General features: G+C 50.2%; 14 protein-coding genes, 1 other RNA gene and 1 pseudogene. 12 read left to right on the forward strand and 4 right to left on the reverse strand.

The genetic code is table 11. The annotated features are described in order from the left end of the window. Positions 1–6: 6 nt before the first annotated feature. From BFP95_RS07930 to BFP95_RS07955, 7 genes are all read left to right on the forward strand, one after another. Positions 7–2,817, forward strand: coding sequence for an FAD-binding and (Fe-S)-binding domain-containing protein (locus tag BFP95_RS07930; RefSeq protein WP_065909745.1), 2,811 nt, complete (start codon positions 7–9; stop codon positions 2,815–2,817). A gap of 150 nt (positions 2,818–2,967) precedes the next feature. Beyond that, the gene (locus BFP95_RS07935) at positions 2,968–3,246 is read left to right on the forward strand and encodes a hypothetical protein (protein ID WP_065909748.1); all 279 of its coding nucleotides are present in this window, start codon (positions 2,968–2,970) and stop codon (positions 3,244–3,246) included. A 104-nt stretch (positions 3,247–3,350) separates the two neighbouring features. Beyond that, positions 3,351–3,747, forward strand: a transfer-messenger RNA (tmRNA) gene (gene ssrA, locus BFP95_RS07940). Between the two features lie 122 nt (positions 3,748–3,869). Then, positions 3,870–4,718, forward strand: a complete 849-nt coding sequence (locus BFP95_RS29765; protein WP_065909750.1) for a hypothetical protein — start codon at positions 3,870–3,872, stop codon at positions 4,716–4,718. Positions 4,719–5,140: 422 nt separating this feature from the next. Further along, positions 5,141–5,542, forward strand: a complete 402-nt coding sequence (locus BFP95_RS29410; RefSeq protein WP_139115302.1) for a hypothetical protein — start codon at positions 5,141–5,143, stop codon at positions 5,540–5,542. Positions 5,543–6,417: 875 nt separating this feature from the next. Beyond that, positions 6,418–6,666, forward strand: a complete 249-nt coding sequence (locus BFP95_RS07950) for a helix-turn-helix transcriptional regulator (protein WP_065909752.1) — start codon at positions 6,418–6,420, stop codon at positions 6,664–6,666. Continuing rightward, a complete protein-coding gene (locus tag BFP95_RS07955) occupies positions 6,663–8,168 on the forward strand; it encodes a YfjI family protein (RefSeq protein ID WP_083224211.1) in 1,506 nt (501 codons plus the stop codon). Before BFP95_RS07950 ends, BFP95_RS07955 begins: the two co-directional genes overlap by 4 nt. Positions 8,169–8,660: 492 nt before the next feature. Here BFP95_RS07955 and BFP95_RS07960 read toward each other — a convergent pair whose 3' ends face one another. From BFP95_RS07960 to BFP95_RS07970, 3 genes are read right to left on the reverse strand one after another with little or no spacing between them, the layout of a single operon-like run. After that, the gene (locus BFP95_RS07960) at positions 8,661–9,167 is read right to left on the reverse strand and encodes a hypothetical protein (RefSeq protein WP_065909754.1); all 507 of its coding nucleotides are present in this window, start codon (positions 9,165–9,167) and stop codon (positions 8,661–8,663) included. A 43-nt stretch (positions 9,168–9,210) separates the two neighbouring features. Beyond that, positions 9,211–10,383, reverse strand: a complete 1,173-nt coding sequence (locus BFP95_RS07965; RefSeq protein ID WP_065909755.1) for a beta family protein — start codon at positions 10,381–10,383, stop codon at positions 9,211–9,213. 8 nt (positions 10,384–10,391) lie between these two features. Next, complete coding sequence (locus tag BFP95_RS07970) at positions 10,392–11,597, reverse strand: ImmA/IrrE family metallo-endopeptidase (protein WP_240998957.1); 1,206 nt, start codon at positions 11,595–11,597, stop codon at positions 10,392–10,394. Between the two features lie 1,528 nt (positions 11,598–13,125). On the opposite strand from BFP95_RS07970, the gene BFP95_RS07980 reads away from it, so the two are divergent. Both BFP95_RS07980 and BFP95_RS29995 read left to right on the forward strand, forming a co-directional pair. Then, positions 13,126–13,470, forward strand: coding sequence for a hypothetical protein (locus BFP95_RS07980; protein ID WP_065909761.1), 345 nt, complete (start codon positions 13,126–13,128; stop codon positions 13,468–13,470). A gap of 596 nt (positions 13,471–14,066) precedes the next feature. Beyond that, positions 14,067–15,371, forward strand: coding sequence for a HEPN domain-containing protein (locus tag BFP95_RS29995; protein ID WP_240998958.1), 1,305 nt, complete (start codon positions 14,067–14,069; stop codon positions 15,369–15,371). Here the strand turns inward: BFP95_RS29995 and BFP95_RS07990 are convergent. Further along, a pseudogene (locus tag BFP95_RS07990) lies at positions 15,368–15,612 on the reverse strand (helix-turn-helix domain-containing protein); the annotation flags it as partial. The gene BFP95_RS29995 and the pseudogene BFP95_RS07990 overlap by 4 nt on opposite strands. Positions 15,613–15,768: 156 nt before the next feature. Between BFP95_RS07990 and BFP95_RS07995 the strand changes: the two are divergent. The 3 genes from BFP95_RS07995 to BFP95_RS08010 all read left to right on the forward strand — a co-directional run bounded on the left by BFP95_RS07995 (position 15,769) and on the right by BFP95_RS08010 (position 18,806). Next, positions 15,769–16,425: a hypothetical protein gene (locus BFP95_RS07995; RefSeq protein WP_065909763.1), complete on the forward strand. Its 657-nt coding sequence runs from the start codon at positions 15,769–15,771 to the stop codon at positions 16,423–16,425. A 1-nt stretch (position 16,426) separates the two neighbouring features. Beyond that, entirely contained in the window at positions 16,427–17,485 is a 1,059-nt protein-coding gene (locus tag BFP95_RS08000; RefSeq protein ID WP_065909765.1) for a DUF3307 domain-containing protein, read from the forward strand. A 709-nt stretch (positions 17,486–18,194) separates the two neighbouring features. Next, positions 18,195–18,806 carry a hypothetical protein gene (locus tag BFP95_RS08010; RefSeq protein ID WP_065909769.1) on the forward strand — a complete coding sequence of 204 codons (612 nt, stop codon included), beginning with the start codon at positions 18,195–18,197 and terminating at the stop codon, positions 18,804–18,806. Positions 18,807–18,922: the final 116 nt, after the last annotated feature.

The raw sequence follows: 18,922 nt of genomic DNA on the forward strand, positions 1-18,922 counted from the left end.
GGACCGATGAGCCTGCCTGCTGCTTTTCTGAGCGACGTCGCACAACTGATCCCGAAAGATCGGCGTTTCAACGATCCACTTTCCACCCTTGCTTTCGGCACCGACGCGAGTTTTTACCGACTGATCCCACAGCTGGTGATCCGCGTGGAGTCCGAAGACGAGGTGGTGGCGCTGTTGCAATTCGCCCAACGCGACCGTGTGGCCGTCACCTTCCGCGCAGCCGGCACCAGCCTTTCGGGCCAAGCCATCAGCGACTCAGTGCTGATCGTGCTGGGGGACAATTGGAACGGCCGCGAAGTTCGTGGGCAGGGCACGCAAATTCGCCTGCAACCTGGCGTGATCGGCGCCCAGGCCAATGCGTGGCTGGCGCCTTTTGGGCGCAAGATCGGGCCGGATCCGGCGTCAATCAATGCCTGCAAGATCGGCGGCATCGTCGCCAACAACGCCAGCGGTATGTGCTGCGGCACGGCGCAGAACACCTATCACACCCTGGCAGGCATCCGCTTGGTACTGGCTGACGGCAGCCGACTAGACACCGAAGACGCGGCCAGCGTGGCGGCGTTTCGCGAACAACACGGCACGCTGCTGGAGCGCCTGGCGGCATTGGGTCACGAGACGCGGGCAAACGCTGAATTGGCGGCAAAAATCCGCCACAAATACCGTCTGAAAAATACCACCGGGCTGTCACTTAATGCCCTGGTTGATTTCGATGAGCCGTTGGATATCCTCAGCCATCTGCTCGTGGGCTCCGAGGGTACGCTTGGATTTATCAGTGCGGTCACCTATGACACGGTGGTTGATCATCCGAACAAAGCCTCGGCATTGATTGTGTTTCCGGATGTCGAGACCTGCTGCAACGCGGTGACCGCCCTCAAGACCCAACCGGTCTCGGCCGTCGAGCTGTTGGATCGACGCAGCATGCGCTCGGTACAAGACAAGCCGGGCATGCCCGCCTTCGTACAACATCTATCGGAAAATGCCTGCGCACTGTTGATCGAATCTCGCGCAGCGTCGCCGTCTTTGTTGCATGAGCAATTGGCGCTGATCATGGCCTCACTGGCCGATTTCCCTGTGGAGAAACAGGTCGATTTCACCGAAGACCCGGTAGAAAATGCGCGCCTGTGGGCCATTCGCAAAGACACCTTTCCCGCTGTCGGCGCCGTACGCAAAACCGGCACCACGGTGATCATCGAAGACGTCACCTTTCCGGTCGAGCAACTGGCAATCGGCGTCAACCGCTTGATCGAACTGTTCGACAAACATCACTACGACGAAGCGATACTTTTCGGACACGCACTGGAAGGCAATCTGCACTTCGTGTTCACTCAAGGCTTCAACAGCGCGGAAGAAATCACACGCTACCAAGCGTTCATGGACGACGTGGCGCAACTGGTAGCGGTGGAGTTTGGTGGTTCGTTGAAAGCTGAACACGGTACCGGCCGCAACATGGCGCCGTTCGTTGAGTTGGAGTGGGGCAGCGACGCCTATCAATTGATGTGGCAACTCAAGCGGCTACTCGACCCCAACGGCATCCTCAATCCGGACGTGGTGCTCAGCGAAGACCCGCAAATCCACCTCAAACACCTCAAGCCGCTACCCGCCGCCGACGAGCTTGTGGATAAGTGCATCGAATGCGGCTTCTGCGAGCCGGTGTGCCCGTCGAAAGGCCTGACCTTGAGTCCACGCCAACGCATCGTGATCTGGCGCGATATCCAGGCGAAGAAACGAGCTGGCGTTGACACCACCGAGCTGGAAGCCGCCTACCACTATCAAGGCATCGACACGTGCGCCGCCACCGGCCTTTGCGCTCAACGGTGCCCCGTGGGAATCAATACCGGCGACTTGGTGAAAAAACTGCGCAGCCATGACGCCGACCGTACGAAAACGGCCGAATGGCTCGCCACTCATTTCGCCACTGCACTACAAGGCGCGCGCTTTACCCTGCATGTGGCCAATGGCGCGCGCATGCTGCTGGGCGCACCTCGCCTGACGAAGCTGTCGGCCAGCGTGACCAAGCTGTCCAAGGGACAGATTCCGCAGTGGACAAACGCCATGCCGCAGCCGGAGAAAGCCATCCGCTTCAGCCCGGCGGTCACTGACGAGCGGCCACGGGTGGTCTACTTGGCCGCCTGCGTCTCACGCGCCATGGGCCCGGCGGCGGGAGATAAAGAACAGATGTCGTTGTACGACAAAACCCGCAGCCTCTTGGAAAAGGCCGGTTACCAAGTCGTCTTCCCCGACAATCAGGACAACCTGTGCTGCGGCCAGCCCTTTGCCTCCAAAGGCTACGTTGAACAGGCCGAACACAAGCGCCAGGAATTGATCGGCGCCCTGCTCCACGCCAGCCGCGGCGGGCTCGACCCGATTTACTGCGACACCAGTCCGTGCACCTTGCGCCTGGTGCAGGATCTGGCTGAAACACGGCTGGATCTTTACGATCCTGTGCGTTTTATCCGCACTCACTTGATGGATCGCCTCGATTTCACACCACAGGCAGCCCCCATCGCCGTGCACGTCACCTGCAGCACCCAGCATCTGGGCGAGAGCCAGGCGCTGATCGACCTGGCCCGGCGTTGCTCCAACACCGTGGTCATCCCGGAAGGCATTCATTGCTGCGGGTTTGCTGGCGATAAGGGTTTCACCACGCCGGAACTCAACGCCCACTCACTGCGCACCCTCAAGGACGCGGTGCAGCATTGCAGCGAGGGCATCTCCACCAGCCGCACCTGCGAGATCGGCCTAAGCCAGCATGGCGGCATTGATTATCACGGGCTGGTCTACCTGGTGGACCGTGTTACACAGGCCCGCGCCCACTGATCCTGCAAAAATGAGCCTGCAAAAAAACAGAACCCTGGCGCGCCAGCGTAGTCATCTGCATAGGCCTCGACAAACGAGGCTCATCACTGATGTCGCTGGCAGCCGTTCAACGCCAGCAGCGTCGAGCCCTTTTGCGCAAGGAGATACCCTATGAAGCGTTCCGCTCTTGCTGGCTTGTTCATTACCGCTGCGATGCTGGCGTCCCCTGCTTTCGCGGCAGGTGATAAAGACCTGTGCCAGATCAACCTGGACAAAATCAACAACGGTAAAGCGCTGCTCGCCACCGACACCAGTGGCAAAAGCGGCGAAATAGACATCGCCGTGTCCTCGGCCAAAGCCGCCCACGCCGCAGGTGATGACAAGAAGTGCATCGAAATCACCTCCAAGGCCCTGCAAGACCTGCAGAACAGCGAAAAAGGCGGCCAATAGGCAGCACCGTCAGGGACGACCAACCTTCGGGTTGGCCTTCCGTGACGGTTTGGCGTACACTGCACAGGCTTGTCTCTCACTAAGAAACAACGAGTTACAAGCAAGGGGCCGTTTAGGATTCGACGCCGGTCGCGAAACTTTAGGTGCATGCCGAGTTGGTAACAGAACTCGTAAATCCACTGTTGCAACTTCTTATAGTTGCCAATGACGAAAACTACGGCCAGGAATTCGCTCTCGCTGCGTAAGCAGCCTTAGCCCTGAGCTTCTGGTACCTTCGGGTCCAGCAATCACCAGGGGATGTCTGTAAACCCAAAGTGATTGTCATATAGAACAGAATCGCCGTGCAGTACGTTGTGGACGAAGCGGCTAAAACTTACACAACTCGCCCAAAGCACCCTGCCCTTCGGGTCGCTGAGGGTTAACTTAATAGAAACGGCTACGCATGTAGTACCGACAGCGGAGTACTGGCGGACGGGGGTTCAAATCCCCCCGGCTCCACCAAATAAGCTATACAAATCAGGCACTTAGCGTTTATCGCGAGTGCCTTTTTTGTGCCTGAATGGGTGGTTTTGGCTCGGTTATGCCAGCTTAATGACAGCTTCAACAGCCGGAGAATGGAATCGATGTTCAATCTATTGGTAATGGGCGGAGGATGGGGTGACCGTAGAGATGAGATCTCGGTCGGTCGTATCTACATCACTCCTGAGCAGCAAGCTGAATTCAAACCAGGGGGGATGCTTAACCTCAATCGCCTGAAATCGCTGCCTGCGATCTTTGCAGGAGAGACGGATGGAGACCCTACCCAGGTTGCGCGCGTGGGCGAAATAACGAGCGCTCGTATCAATGGAGAAAACGTAGCTATTGAGTACCGATACGATCTTGACGTCCCGCCTATTCTGCAAAGTGATTTGATTGCGCTCGCTCCGGCACTCGGCATTCACATTCCTAGGCGAGGCTTCGGGCCGTTCGAGCACAGTCACTGGGCTGTTAAAGAGCCAGACTTATTTCGAGTACTCATGACGGAATGGCGTAAGCCAACCCGCAAGCCAAATGTGTTTGATTTGGATGAACAGCCAAAGATCAACACCAACCTACTGTCTGCCATGATGCCATTTGCAGGGTTCAATCCAGTTTGGGAAGCGATACAGCGTGTCGCCGCATCGCAGGGGATGGTGCACGGTAGAGCGGATAACGTGTGGGACAACCACGAAATAATCCAAGATATTGTTTCTCTGATTGACCGGTCTGCAATCGTAGTTTGTGATTGCACTGGACGTAACGCGAACGTGTTTTACGAGATTGGTATAGCGCATACCTTGGGCAAGGAAGTCATTTTGATTACACAAAATGCGGCAGATATTCCTTTTGACCTGGCTCATCTCCGTCATATCCGGTACCTGAATAATGGCGAAGGAATTCAGGGGCTTGAGCGAGATCTATCAGCGAGAATCACTACTATAAGGCAAGGCTGAATAGGTGAATTACCCTGTGCTACACCCCCATCGCGATATGTGCTTGAGAGGGTTGCACGAGACATAGAACGGTTTGTTGCTTGAAGCACCTCAATGAAATAGTCTCGAACAAACCATTAAAGGAAGAAGAATGCCACTTACAGACGGAACACTAACAGACGACGAGTTTTCTACAGTGACTCTCAAACTCTTTGAATGCTGGATGCCTATCCATAACGGCCCCCCGCCCTGCCCCACATGCGGAAGCAAAGAGTTTTTTATTCATCCATCACTATTGGGAAATAGGTCTGACACACTAAGCCCTCTAGAAAGCCATACGCGACTTCCAACAGTCGGAAAATATTGCAAGAAATGCGGCCACCTTACAGAGTATGTGGCTAGGGTATTGGGCGTCCACGTTTTAACCGTAGAGCCCAAATAAAATGAATGACAATATCAAAAATGGTGCGGACATTAATATGATCATGGAACGAGGTCCAGCTACTTCGCCAGGGAGCCTCCTGCATACGATCAATGGACATCGTCAAGTCAAGGCGTATGTATTAACCGAAGACAACCTTGATTCACTCAGCGTATTAGACAGCATATTTAATATTTGCCTGGCGATCGGGTCAGCTCTTCTTAGTTTTTCCGGGGGAATTTACCTGTCACTGTCACTTGCGGATAGCTCTGTGGCGGCAGATATCAAAGCACCTTGGACTGCATTTTTCTCGGTGTGCCTAGCATTTGGTTTAATATGCGTTTTCGTCTGCTTTTGGTCTTTTTTTAAACGAAAAGGCAGCATACAAAGAATCAAAGAGGAAACGAAACATGCCTCAGGATAAAACACTACCTCGCTCTGTAGGTGATGGGTGGCATCTCAAAACGATCGCTGGATAATAGACTAATTGCTTCCTTGGCCTACCCTGGCGCTGACGAATGGCTAGCGTCGCCCTATTCTTTTTTTCCTTACATTCGTGGCGGTTAAACTTATTACTGCCGTGAGTGTAGCTCAGCTCACGATAGCGCTAACATAACTCTGACAAGCCGGCAGCGCGGTCAGCCCATAGTCGAGCGTCAGTGATGGCGAAGCTTGGGTTGGACCTTCAATATGTCTGTCGTGGTTGGCGGATTAGTCCAATTGATAAGTGACCTCTCTCTTCCCTTGAATTGCCTTTTCCTGTGAACCGGCTTCTTACCCGGTATATTTACTACGGGCTCGGAAAATTCAGGCCAATGTCCCTCGAGAAAAGCCTCATAGCGTTTCATGCTGTACAAAAGGGCAAGTTCGATGGAAAACGTCACAGGGGGGCTAGCGCTTACGTTATGGATAGAACCTACCTCCTTCTTAAGAATGGATACATTCCCCGAATGTGTGGCGGAGATCGGAATGAATGACAGCAAAATGGCAGCTGAATGCTGAGAGCCGCGTAATACGATGGCCGGATGCGGGTTAACCACCCCAGACCCACAAAATAATCCATATAAATCATGAATTTGGAACTTATCGCAAGTGCCTTTTTTGTGCCTGGATGGGTGGTTTTGGCTCGGTTATGCCCGCTTTATAACAGCCTGCTTACCCGTGAAGCCTATCTTTGGCTGTCGCCTTTTCCTCAACAACCGACAAAACGTTTTCCGTCGTTTTTTTGGTTTGAAAACGCGCCACAGCGCTCTGTCAGCGGTATTAAATCTGTGTCGGCTTACACACAGAGACCCACACATGCCAGCGTATACCCCAAAAAAATACTTGATCAGTCATACCTCTCTGCAGCACTGTTTTGACAAGAGCCGTTCCGGCCTCGAAAAGCTCCGAGAAAACGATCCCAGCTTTCCTCGTCCCATCAAATTTGGCCCGAGCAAACAGGCTGGCGTTTACTTCGTCGTCGCGGAGATAGAGGCCTGGCTTGAGAGCAAGATCAACGAGCGTGATGGAGTCACCCCGGATCTCTCCAAGAGAGATGACCAATGACCACACACGAGCAAATCCCGCCATTCTTGGCAGAGATGCCCGAACCGGCACTTGCCTCATATCTGAGTCCGGAAGTTGTTCCAAAGCCGCTCCCGAGCGGGCTGCCTGGGGTCATGCCCTGGCGTGACGAGCTATTGCCAGCCGATCTGCGGGAATATGTACGTGATGTCGCTGAACGCACCCAGTGCCCGCCAGATTTTATTGGGGTCGCACTCGTGGTTGCAGCCAGCGCAGTGGTGGGTCGCAAATTTACCATACACCCGAAACAGCACGACGACTGGATGGTCGTCCCCAATCAATGGGGCGTCATCATCGGTCGGCCGTCTGCGATGAAATCGCCAGCACTCAAACAGGCACTACGCCCATTGCATGCCCTGGAGTCCAGGGAGCGAAAACAGTACAGCCTGGCTGAGACCGAGCACAAGGCCAGCAGCGAGCTGCTCGAAATGGAGCGCAACGCAGCCAAGGTCAAGGCAAAAAAACTTCTCGGTAGCGGCGACAAGAACGCAGCTTTGGCGGAACTGAACAGACTTTCCAGCGAAATGCTGGCTCCAGTCCTGCGCCGGTACATCGTCAACGACTCAACTGTCGAGAAACTCGGCGAGCTTCTCAATGAAAACCCCAACGGCCTACTACTTGTGCGAGATGAGCTGGGAGGCTGGCTAGCGACGATACAGAGCGAGGACGGTTCTGTTGCGCGAGCGTTCTACCTGGAATGTTTCGATGGCAACGGCTCATTCACCTATGACCGCATTGGACGCGGCACCATTTTTATCGAGTCATGCTGTTTATCCTTGATCGGCGGCATTCAACCGTCACGAATCTCATCGCTGGTGCGCGCCGCGATCAGCGGCGAATTGGATGACGGCCTAATTCAGCGCCTGCAACTCGCCGTTTATCCCGACGATGTCCGCGAATGGCGTCTGGTGGATCGCTGGCCGAACAAAGCCGCCACTGAGCGCGTGGATTGGGTTATCGAACAACTCGACCAAATACCCGACGAGCCTCGTTCTGCGCTCAGGTTCAGCCCGGAGGCACAGGAGATATTTAACACTTGGTATACCTGTCACATGCAGGAAAGCCGGAGTGAAGAGTTACATCCGGCTTTGCAGTCCCACTTCCTAAAAATGCCGCAGACCATTGCCGGATTAGCACTGCTTTTCGAACTTATCGGCGGAGGACGGCACGTGGTGAGTGCAGAGACTGCTACCCGAGCCATTGGCTGGGCAGCCTACCTGATGAGCCATGCACAACGGTTGTACGGCGCGGCAATTAACGCCCCACTACTCGGGGCGCGGTTGCTCCTGGAACGTCAGCAGAAATTACCCGAGCCGTTTACCGCACGGGAGGTGCGCCAGAAGGACTGGGCGGGATTGGGCTCGCAGGACGCCGTGAATAATGCGCTCGCAATTCTGATTGAACACGACTTTATCGTTGGCTACGAAGTTGCCGGTGAGAAAGGTGGCCGCCCATCCACGCGATATGTCTGGCGCAATACGTAGCCTCGTCCCAGCATATTTACTCAAAAGGACGGTAGGTCGACCTACAAAACCTACGAAACTTGGTTCTGTAGGTTTCGTAGGTAGCCCCGCCATGGTTGGGAGGAATAATCTGCACTCTTATTGAGGCACCTTTACACGAATTCAGCAGGCAAAAATATAAATTTGCCTGCGGCGGCTACCGGCCAGGAGCAGTAACTCAGCGTCTACAAAACCAGGAGCCCCTCCGTATTAATGGGCTCGGCACCGAGCAAAATGGTATCGATGCGGATTATCACAACGGGTCTATAGCGCATCAGAGAATACCGATTTGAATGGAGAAGGCTTGGTGCTGTGCATCACCGAAATCGACCGCATGGCCTATTCGGACCAGATCCTTTCAGGATTTCCACGATCATTCATTATCATTCCCATGCTGAAAACCGCCAGTTGGCCACGGGCATCCTTCAGGACTAATTTACGCCCCTCCTTAATTGGTGCCTATGCAGATAGCCCTTAAGAAATCATACGACGCTTTTTGATGTAATTTTCAATAATAATCACTAATTCTTTATTTCTGGCCAACTCATGTCGTCTCCCCAGCCGCTGTAAAAAAATCTGCATAGCAACGACTGCCAGGAAAACGAATGGAAGATAAAATAGATACGTAACGTAATTTGCGAGTAAAATAAATAGAGACCCCATGAACACAAAGGTAGCGGTGAGAGTAGTAGAGTTATCGATCTGAGATGACAGCCTTTCATTGTGGATTTTCAAAAAGTGAACAACCTCCTCCCATTGCCCCACACTGACCTCCTCATTTCTCGATCGCGGTATATCATCAAGCTCCGTCTCAAAAACTCTGTAAAAATCCATCTCTTCATCAAAGTACTCTTCAGCTCTCGGCGACTCCGAGACTGAAATAATCTCACGCCATTTTGGTTTTTTCGGCCAGGTCTCAGCAATAAACTCCGCACGTTTTGTACCATAGCGAGTAATGACATCTTCAAATATAGTTTTCATTAGTACTTTTATCTAACAGCTGAAAGTGACTGTAGTGTACATATTATCGCTGATGCAGAACTGACCCGGCCGACTTGACGTCGCTCCCAACCCGAGCTGCGATGGCCGCAAGTTGTGTAGTAAACTCAAAAATTTCCGCAGTTACGTATTTCAAATGATGACTGGTATCATAAGCAATCCAGTTTGTAGAATTACCTATCAACTTACCTACACTACATTGCTTAATCATGGCATCACCCCAACTAAAATTAGGGTGTTTATAATGAACAGATTGCACAACATCGACTGCGAGCTTTTGACTTTGAGCAAAGCCGTCATCACCCTGCACCGAATGGCCGCGCACTATATAAAATCCGTTGTTTATGGTGTGCCGAATTTTGACGTTCATATGAGGTGCGATATTGTCTGAGGAACGGGGATTTCGTACCCCGTAATCACCGAAATACAATGATGCAGTAGGGTTTGCCGATAAAAAGCCTTTCCAGACAATCATCTCCTTACGGTGAATGATTCCATTTGAATCGCGCTCCTTTACCGCTTTTTCAATGGAGTCTGGGATCGAGCTTGCACTCATTATAACGATGCTAAAACCAAGGCTTTTCATGTGACTATACGCAGTTTCGACAGTCTCCATGAGCTCTTGCATCGGAATTTTTGTCACATCTCCAATGTCGATAAGTACAGGCGTCTGTTCCTCGTTAATCCCTGTTGTTAAAATCATATCCTCGACAATTTCGTCAAGGTGATCCAGATCACCTAAATCTTCAATTGCCAAGCTATCTAACCGAATGCAAAAAACTGCGGTTTCAGCGAGTACGATTGATCTTATAGTTTCTCGATACTCCGCTGATTCCCACCGGTCATAACCGATCAGCGGGCATACGATAACCCCCAGATCTTTGAGGCTTTGGCATACATAGCTAAGAACCTGCTCTCCGCCTTCAGTCGTAAAGCCGGTTGGCCATTGGGAGACATCCAGGAGAACACGCTTGCCTCTGAATATTTCAGCGATTTTATGCGCACGCGCGTCGAGATACTCTTCATACGGGGTGGAGCTATTTTTCTTAGCTACTTCTAACGATCTGCCTTCAAGCTTGGTAATCTCAAATATTGGAGTGCATCGGGACAATGAAGCCTTATCTAGTTTTTTGAAAAATGCCAGTGCTTCTAGCTCGCCGCCTTTTGCTCGAACAATAGGATAATACTGATTGTTCATTTTTCACCTCATGGATTTAGAAGTTGAGACCGGACCATGCCCTGGCCGATAAGGTCAGTAAACTGATTATAGTTACCAGCCTCTTTCCTGAGGCGCCCAGCTACAATAGCTGGGTGAATTTTCAACTCCCTAGCGAGTGCAATAATGGTCTCTCTACTTGGCTTTAGGTACGCATCGGTGCGTTTCCACATAGACCTAGGGATGAATGAGTCTCTTGCTATCCTATTAGCCTCAGATTCTCGCTTGTCGGTGCTGGGGTGCTCCAGGTCATCAAGAATAGCTTCATTGGTGTCGTCGATATGCTTCCACACATGAACCAGCTCATGCACTAAGGTAAACCAAAAGTTATCGATCCTGTCGTACCTAAGCGTCAAAGCTATGATGGGTGTTCCATCTAACTCTTTCAGCGCTGCGCCATCAAGCATGGTACCTTTTAGTTGAGGTTCGATCACAACAGCAATACCATGTTTTTTGAGCAAGTCTATTGCCATTCGAGGGCCGTCCTCAAATCGGCTAAGCTGAACAAGCTGCTTGATCAATGCATCTCCGATTTTTTGCTGATCATATTCCGGAAGTTGATCTTTAATCTCTCGGCTTTTTTGTATGACCCTCGCAAGCCACGCATATAGCGCATGTGTAGTAGTAGGCGTGGCTGAATCGCCGGAAAGCGTACGACGGAATGCGACTCCACTCTCCTGCAAACCCATATCACTAATAAAGCCTTGAACCATTTCCTCAACGGTCTTCTTTGCTTTACTCGTAATATTGTCAATCCATCCCCTGGCGACCATTTCTTTGATAGGAAATTTGGCCCAGTCTACCGTTGCTTTAGAATGGCTATTTTCAACCTCGTCTAGTCCGACCAAGGTATCAGCCGATATACCTAGGCCGACCGCTAACGACCTAATCATTGGAACCGTTAGCGGCCGCTTCCTGGCTAAGACTTCGGATACCCTGCTACGAGTTCCAAAATAAGGAACCAAATCTGCTTGCTTCAAACCTTTTTCAGCCATCCGAAAAAGAATAGCGTCAATGGGGTCCGGTGCTTCTACTGGGTATTTTTGCTTTTCGTAATCTTCAATCAGTACTGAAAGTAACTCTAGCCGATCACTTTCTTCCGAGCCGAGAGTTGGAGTTGAAACAATTAGTGAGTGCACTTCATTGAAGTACTCGAGGTATTGCTCCTCAGTTTTAATGATTTTTAGATTAAGCATGTTCATAACTTCTTCACTATCGCAGTGATGATTGCAATACCTTGAGCAAACGCGACCTTTAGTTCTAGGAGCATGCTTGATTCGCAGATAGAGAATAGAAAGGTGTCTTCGGCAGTGGCAAAGGCAGTCGGGTACTGTTCCAGTATCTCAGCTGGAACCTTCCACCCAGCATGGCTAACCTCGCTTACCCAAACGCTCAGCCACCTCCTGATTTGCTCGCTTTCCTCTTGAAGAGGCGGCAGCTTTTCTCTACCAAGCAGTCTCATAATCGTCGCTATGTTCCCAATTTGGTAACAAATTATCCCATCGCCTGCATGAGGTCAACAAAATGTTCCCAAATCGTGAACAAGCAAATGCGTGCGCGCGACGCGGTATGTTCGAACAATGCGTTTCACTTAAGAGATGACCCTGACCGAACGGCCAGGATGGGAAGTCTTGGGCGATGGCGCCAATCGCTTAAGCGTGAGCAACGGGGGCAAGCTCGTAAAAGTGCACAGTGGATGAGTCTCAGCTTCTGGCCGATATCTACCTTCGATCTATGCTGCAATCAAGGACGCAGCCCGTCGTCGTCATCTGTTGCACATTCGTTGAACACACCCTTTCCCTCAGCGAGTAGGTCGTCATCCGTCGTTGATCCGCCGCTGTCATACGAAACATTGTAACTGTGAAGCCCCTTAGTCCCGGGACTGTAGCGACGACATTTCGTCACGCCCCCCCTACGGACGCCCTCCTTACACAACCCCCCCTTAACCTGCACAAGACGCCCTGAAAAACCTGCATCCCAGCAACCATGCGGGTTGCAGCAGCAACACCTCTTCATGACACCCCATACCTGGGTGACAACACCCCTTTACGACACCCCTTCACCTGTACAAGACACCCTCAATTATCTAAAACCCAGTAACCATGCGAGCTACAGCGGCAACACCTCTTCACGACACCCCTTACCTGGGCGACACCCCCCCTTTACGACACCCCTTCACCTGTACAAGACACCCTGAAATACCTGAACCCCAGTAACCATGCCGGCTACAGCAGCAACACCTCTTCACGACACCTCTTCAGCCAAAATCTGCAGATTCTCTCTATGTGAGGTGAACCATCAGACTCCCATAAGCAATAGAGGTAGTGTGAGTATGCTTTTTTGAAACACGTGTCGCGAAGCGGATATGAGCGGCGCGCCGGTTGCCCTCGAATTCAATCGGCCAGGTACCGGCGGCAAGGGATTTGAGGAGGATGAAATCCTTGGGATTGGCACAACGGGTGAGAAGCTGAAGCCAGTGCAAATTTTCAGTCCAGAAGGAACAAGACATGAACTCTATTGAGCTACTGGTTTATGCGGTCATCGGCGTGGTCGGCACGTTGGGAGTGGCAGCGGTGATTGGCTACAAGGTCGCAGATCATCTCGACAAGAAACATCACACCGACTGATTTTGTAGCATATCGGCACATGCGCATGGTGGTGGCTTGGGATTCGCCAGTGCTCGGGTAACGTTCGGGCATGTGCCAAGTCCAGCAGGTTCACATAATGAGCAAAGTTAAGTGCCAGTGCTGCAAGAAGATGATGGTTCCAAAGGTGGTCACCAGCGCGCCGCTCTACATCAATGGAATACCAGTGGGCGGCCGTGACCCGGAGTCGTCCGTATGCCCCTTCTGCCTGTCGCAGAAGTGGATGCTCACCGAACATCAGGCTCTGGCTGCCGGTAAGGCCAATGCCGAGTTCTACGGCATCATGGTTCTCGCCATGGTGAACATCGTTGTGTTCGCCCGTTTCGGCGAACTGGCGGTCGGTATGACGCTTACGGTGTCAGTCGCAACCTTCCGCCTGCGCGCCAGAATTATCAGGGCATTGCTAGGGCACCTGGGCCGTTAGACGAGCCAGCGCATTCCAGGCGACCTGAATGCTACCCAGGCGGCGAATACAGCCTGGGTAGAATTAGTAAAGGGTGTCACTGCTGCTCGCCAGTGCGCAAAACTGCGTAGCTACTTGATCATTTCATCGCGGACTTAAGCGCTGTAGTGGTACAGAATCCTGTATCGCGAGCGGTTGCCCAAATACCCTGGGCATCGCCAAGTAGCTCACCAACGCGCTGATGCAGCTCCTTTTCAGTCGGACCTTTATAAACACCGGAAAATTTCGCCCCTCCTAAGGGGAAGGTTGGCCGTTAGAACCGGCCCTGGGACACCATATAAATGGGCACTCTTAGGCGTATCCGTCGTTTTCAGTATAAGGCTGTGACAGCAGGATGGCACCAAGAGGCTCAGAAAAGCCCTGTTTGAGGAAGCTCGGACGGGGCTTTTTTTGTTCAAACCAACACGGCCCTGAGATGATTGGTTGACTCGCTGATTCCCGGCAGCACCGTTAATTGTCTTTACCTTGCCGCGTGCCTAGCACCTGATCCGTAATATCGGCTGCGATACTTGAGCAGCATGGTTACTTTCAGAGCTTCTACAGATAAGGATTTCTCAATGGATATGTCAGCAAAAAAACGCAGAACCGCCGAAGCAGATCTGACCGCGCTCCTCAAGCCGACAGCGTTGATGCCTAAATTGCAGGCTTACAAAAGTCTCGATTTGATAGAAAGGTTGAGACGGGAAATACGAACGCCTGGCGGGCATTCGTTGTACTTTTCGGAAAAGGGCCTGGAAAGCTTCTCAAGGCTCAGTGCTACGGTGGAGGAGATTTTGCCAAGCCGGTCAGCGCTTGAGCCGCAAGACATCGGTATCGCTTGTAAGGCAGCCCTCGGGCACTTGTACGAACAAGACACCCCGTCGAGAGAAATTAGGTCTTACCTGACGGAGGTGGACAGAATCGCCAAGGAATCAATTAGCACGCACAGGTTCTATACGTCCTTAGCTGGTCTTGAATTTGACGGCGTGGATGAATTCAATATCGGTTATCTATCCATCCAAAGGCCGGACCTCGACGTCTTGAAACGCTGTGTCGCCCATGAAGACTTGGTTGCCAGCACATGGAAGCAGATGCAGCAGGGGGTGTGGGTAACGGCTGAGGTCACAGGAAGTTTTGAATACGCAGAGCGTCGTTTCTTCGACGACGTAAAGATTGCCTGCGGATTGCTAGCTCTTTCGTTCACTACTGTGTTGGAGCGCGGCGGCGCAGCGGTGAGGCTGATTCCGAGCATGGATGGCCGTTTTAAACCTGGTGCGGTCAGTTGGTTTTCTTTTTCGACCACATCAAAGGAGCTCCGCGCGACAATCAATATGGTGGGCTTTCAAAGGCTCACATTCGGTGAGGCGCATAAGAGCGGGCTGTTGAGCTGCGGTTGGTATCACGATTTAGTTCGAATCACCCAAAATGGAAAAGGCTCAGATGCGGAGCTTGCTATCCGTAGGTCGGTTTATTGGTTTTTTGATGCCCAAACAGACACTTCTCCAGAAATGCAATTGGTGAAATTTTGGAGCTGCATTGAATGTATTTTTTCGATTGGGGCGAGTGAGACCACGAAGAAAATAAAACGTGGAATCACTGCGATACTTACATGCGGACAGTACCGGTTTTCAGACGCGAGCAATTGGAAGCGGCTTGAAACGGAAATCGGCCACCTCTACGATTTGCGTTGTGGCGCGGTGCATATGGCTGAGCATAATCATGTGAAAGCTGAACACGTCACGACGCTCAGCAAATGGGCCGCTTGGGTGCTGCTAGAAGTGGTGCAACTGATCAACGATGGATTCGACACGCGGGTCAAGATCAAGGCGGAAGTAGATAGGGTACATGGATTGCAGCAGGCTGATAAAGCCAAGCTTGGCTAATGGGAGCTATCCCGAATACGCAGAACGGTGGTGGTCGAGCAATCGGCGTGCCGGGCCGTGGCCCGGATGCCAAGACCAGCCGCCAGCAGTTCCTTTACGCGCTTGTGCAGATCGGCGTCTACAGGGCGACCCTATACTTACCCTCGGCTTTGGCCTTCTCGATGCCCTGCGCCTGGCGCTCACGGCGCTGCTCGTAATCCTTGCGGGCGATAGCGGCCATCATTTCCACCAGCATTGAGTTGGGGTCATTCGAGGCGGCTAAAGCATCGGCCTTTTGCGCCTCAGTACTGGACACGTTTCGAGAAATTGATATATTCAATTTGATTGAATTTTCTAGATTCAACCAAATCAGTTGTTTTTTTAGCCGCTTTTTTTTTCGCCAAGTCAAGGGTTTTCGATGAAAAATGGGATCGGTGTCATTACAGGTGACTTGTACAAGTCGTCTGTAGGGTACGAGAGGGGCTTGCCTTATCTAAAGAGCATGGAAACGGTTCTTAAGAATTTGGAAAGCTTAGATATGTTTTCAATACAAAAAATCGATATATTCAGAGGCGATTTTTTTCAAATTACATTAAGCGATCCTGCCTACTTTCTTGATTTGGCAGTATATCTTCGTTCGTGTTTAATATCGCTTAGTGACGATATTGAAACAAAATATGATGCTCGACTATCACTTTCATATAGCGAAATGGATTTATTCACAGAGCTAAGAGATCGATCTTACTTCGAGGAAGCCTATTTATTATCAGGCAGAGGACTCGATGATATGCCGAAAAATATGATGATGGCTTTCAACTCCAGTATTGAAGGTTGGCATAGGTCATTTAATGGCCCAATTAGGTTGCTTGACTTTATTATTGGCTCACTGTCCAAACCTCAGGCTCAAGTGTTATCTGAAATCATCCTGGAAAGAAAGATTAATGTCCTGGGGTTGTCAGCGACAACAGGAAAGACACAACAAAATATTTACAAGCTTATGGATCGAGGAGGCATAAGACAAATCTATGACTTCCTGGAGTACTCAAGAGATCAAATTCATTTTCTGAGGCGCTAAAATGAGTGTTTATTTACTGCTTTCACTTTTATTGCTAGGACACGTGCTGTGTGACTTTTATTTTCAGACAGACAATTGCGTGAAAAAGAAAAGATTTTTGAGCTTCAATCAACTTGATGACTTCCTAATTGCGCATTCACTCCACGCCTTGAATCATGCAGTAGTGTTAACGGCAACTGCAATGGTCTGGTTTTATACCAACTCTGCAGCTGACCGCACCTATTCATTTAGCGCATATTTTTCTTTGTTTTCTAAAATAGCCGTAATCTTATTTTTTAGCCACTTATTTATCGACATGCTGAAAGATTTTTTTTCAAGCAAAGTCAGTTCGTATAGCTCACTTGTTTTTCTGGCTGATCAATTGCTGCATGTTTCAATCATATTCTGGCTTGTTTTAAAATTATTCTATAAAGTGGAATATTTAGGCACAAAAGCCACCATTCATATCGAGCTAATTACAGTAACAATCTTCCTACTATCATTATTTTTGCTACTTAAGCCGGCATCTATATTTATTACATTATTTATGAGCAGCAAAAAAATTGGAGGAGTATCTGACAAAATACAAATAACAAAAAGTTTCTTGTCAGGGGCCTATTACTCAGAGCTGGCAAAGCATTACAGCTCAGACATTTCAGGGACTGCGCTTCACAATGCGCTGGAGAAAAGCAAAGACAAAGCCGATCAGTTAGTTGTTTTTTTAGGCAATGGAAAACTTGAAGTAAGCTCCAACAGAGCTTTTGACTCGAATGGCGCCGGCAAGTGGATAGGATATATTGAAAGAGTAATGATATTTGTTTTTTTCATCTTCAATCAGCCCGCTGCAATAGCGGGGATTATGGCAATTAAAACTGCATTCCGCTTTAATGACTTAAAAGATGATAATGACAGTGCTCGGTCGGAATATATAATGATAGGTACCTTTCTAAGCTTTTTTATTACAATGATAATTGCTGCCACTGCCAAGTTTTCAATTGAATCCATATGGGATGGTAGTAATGTAAAGATCATGGATTTTGATATTCTGCACTGGCTGAATACCAACATTTTTGGGTTCTGAATATGCAACGCGTGAGTCACTGGGTACGCGGCTCCCTGAACGCATGGGAGGGACACAAAAAATCCAAATTGATTGAAAAATAGAAAAACAACCAATTTGATTGTTCCTATCGACAAGAAAAAAAACAGCTAGTCAAGAGAATTTTTGACATTTTTGGTTCTGGAATTGGTTGCCTTTACTCATAAGAGATATGTCAGAGCTCTCAACAGCGATGGGACGAGCACCCTCTTTTGTCCGGTAACCGCTGGTCAACTTTGAAATGCGCTAAACGGCCTGAAACCCCTCTGCGCTGGGGCTTTCAGGCAAGTTGATACCTTTCCTGAAACACGTTAAAAGCTCCCCTGCTGCGAGTTGTTGAGAAATCAAAAACTCGATAAGACGCTTGTTTTCCAATAACGCTCCCTTGCAAACCGGCCTCTAGAAATCGACCACCGACCTGGTTTGCTTTAGGCGCTGCGCAAAGCCGCTGCACTTCTTTTCAAAACTTTGTACTTCGTGAAATTGCATAATGCTTCCCAAACCCCGCAGCGGGCTTGGGCTCGACCTTGATTTGCACCACCACCCACCTTTGCACAAAAAAGGTAGCAAGGCCCGTCGGCGGGAGGGTGATAAGTGCTTTTTTCATCAATTTTTTCTTTAGCTCCGAGTTTTCGTCCATAATTCGCACAATGCATCAGATAACTTATTTTGAGACCTCGGAGAAAACCGAATGCCGATTAGAGTTGAAGATGTTGTCCGGCTTGGAACCGAATTGGTAGCCGAAATATCAAACTCCGTGGACGCTCACGTCGATAAAGTCAAATCGTTTTTAGAAGATGATGATTGGTCCCTGGTAATAAAACTGCATGCACTGATTGAGGCGTCACTTACACAGTTGATCGTGAGCAAGACCGACGATGCCCTCCAAAAAGTAGTCGAACGTCTTCCACTTTCGGATAACTCTATAGGTAAGGGGCGCATGGCTTTAGACATGGGTCTAATTTCTGACTCGCAATATCGATTCCTTCGTAAATTTTCGGAGTTAAGAAACGACCTTGTTCACAAGGTCAGTAACGTTGACTTCAATTTACAACAGTATGTGGACTGCCTTGATTCAAACCAACGTAAGGGATGGAAGACTATGCTGGCCTGGAGTCTGCCAGGAGCCCCCGATCAAACCCCGAACGACGAAGATTTACTATACCCGCGCACAGGGCTATATCTCTCAGTGTTACGTCTCGTAATGGTCATGGCAACAGATGAGCAATTGGCGCGAATCAACAAAAAAACTCAGCTTTTATCAGACGAAACAGAGCGAAAGCTTTTGCTCAAGGATGTGTAGCCATCAAACTTACGCTAGCTTCTTAATGAAGTTATCAAATGAATCGTCTCAACAGCAGTTTAAGAAAACCCGGCGTATTGAAAACGAATTGCGCGTAGACAACATTTCAGTACCCC

This window comes from Pseudomonas sp. 58 R 12 (assembly GCF_900005865.1).
Taxonomy (GTDB): domain Bacteria; phylum Pseudomonadota; class Gammaproteobacteria; order Pseudomonadales; family Pseudomonadaceae; genus Aquipseudomonas; species Aquipseudomonas tritici.

Coding starts and splice junctions, on each gene's coding strand:
- BFP95_RS07935 (WP_065909748.1), top strand. CDS start 2,968: ATGAAGCGTTCCGCTCTTGCTGGCTTGTTCATTACCGCTGCGATGCTG.
- BFP95_RS07955 (WP_083224211.1), top strand. CDS start 6,663: ATGACCACACACGAGCAAATCCCGCCATTCTTGGCAGAGATGCCCGAA.
- BFP95_RS07950 (WP_065909752.1), top strand. CDS start 6,418: ATGCCAGCGTATACCCCAAAAAAATACTTGATCAGTCATACCTCTCTG.
- BFP95_RS29765 (WP_065909750.1), top strand. CDS start 3,870: ATGTTCAATCTATTGGTAATGGGCGGAGGATGGGGTGACCGTAGAGAT.
- BFP95_RS07965 (WP_065909755.1), bottom strand. CDS start 10,383: ATGAACAATCAGTATTATCCTATTGTTCGAGCAAAAGGCGGCGAGCTA.
- BFP95_RS29995 (WP_240998958.1), top strand. CDS start 14,067: ATGGATATGTCAGCAAAAAAACGCAGAACCGCCGAAGCAGATCTGACC.
- BFP95_RS07930 (WP_065909745.1), top strand. CDS start 7: ATGAGCCTGCCTGCTGCTTTTCTGAGCGACGTCGCACAACTGATCCCG.
- BFP95_RS29410 (WP_139115302.1), top strand. CDS start 5,141: ATGAATGACAATATCAAAAATGGTGCGGACATTAATATGATCATGGAA.
- BFP95_RS08000 (WP_065909765.1), top strand. CDS start 16,427: ATGAGTGTTTATTTACTGCTTTCACTTTTATTGCTAGGACACGTGCTG.
- BFP95_RS08010 (WP_065909769.1), top strand. CDS start 18,195: ATGCCGATTAGAGTTGAAGATGTTGTCCGGCTTGGAACCGAATTGGTA.
- BFP95_RS07960 (WP_065909754.1), bottom strand. CDS start 9,167: ATGAAAACTATATTTGAAGATGTCATTACTCGCTATGGTACAAAACGT.
- BFP95_RS07980 (WP_065909761.1), top strand. CDS start 13,126: ATGAGCAAAGTTAAGTGCCAGTGCTGCAAGAAGATGATGGTTCCAAAG.
- BFP95_RS07970 (WP_240998957.1), bottom strand. CDS start 11,597: ATGCTTAATCTAAAAATCATTAAAACTGAGGAGCAATACCTCGAGTAC.
- BFP95_RS07995 (WP_065909763.1), top strand. CDS start 15,769: ATGAAAAATGGGATCGGTGTCATTACAGGTGACTTGTACAAGTCGTCT.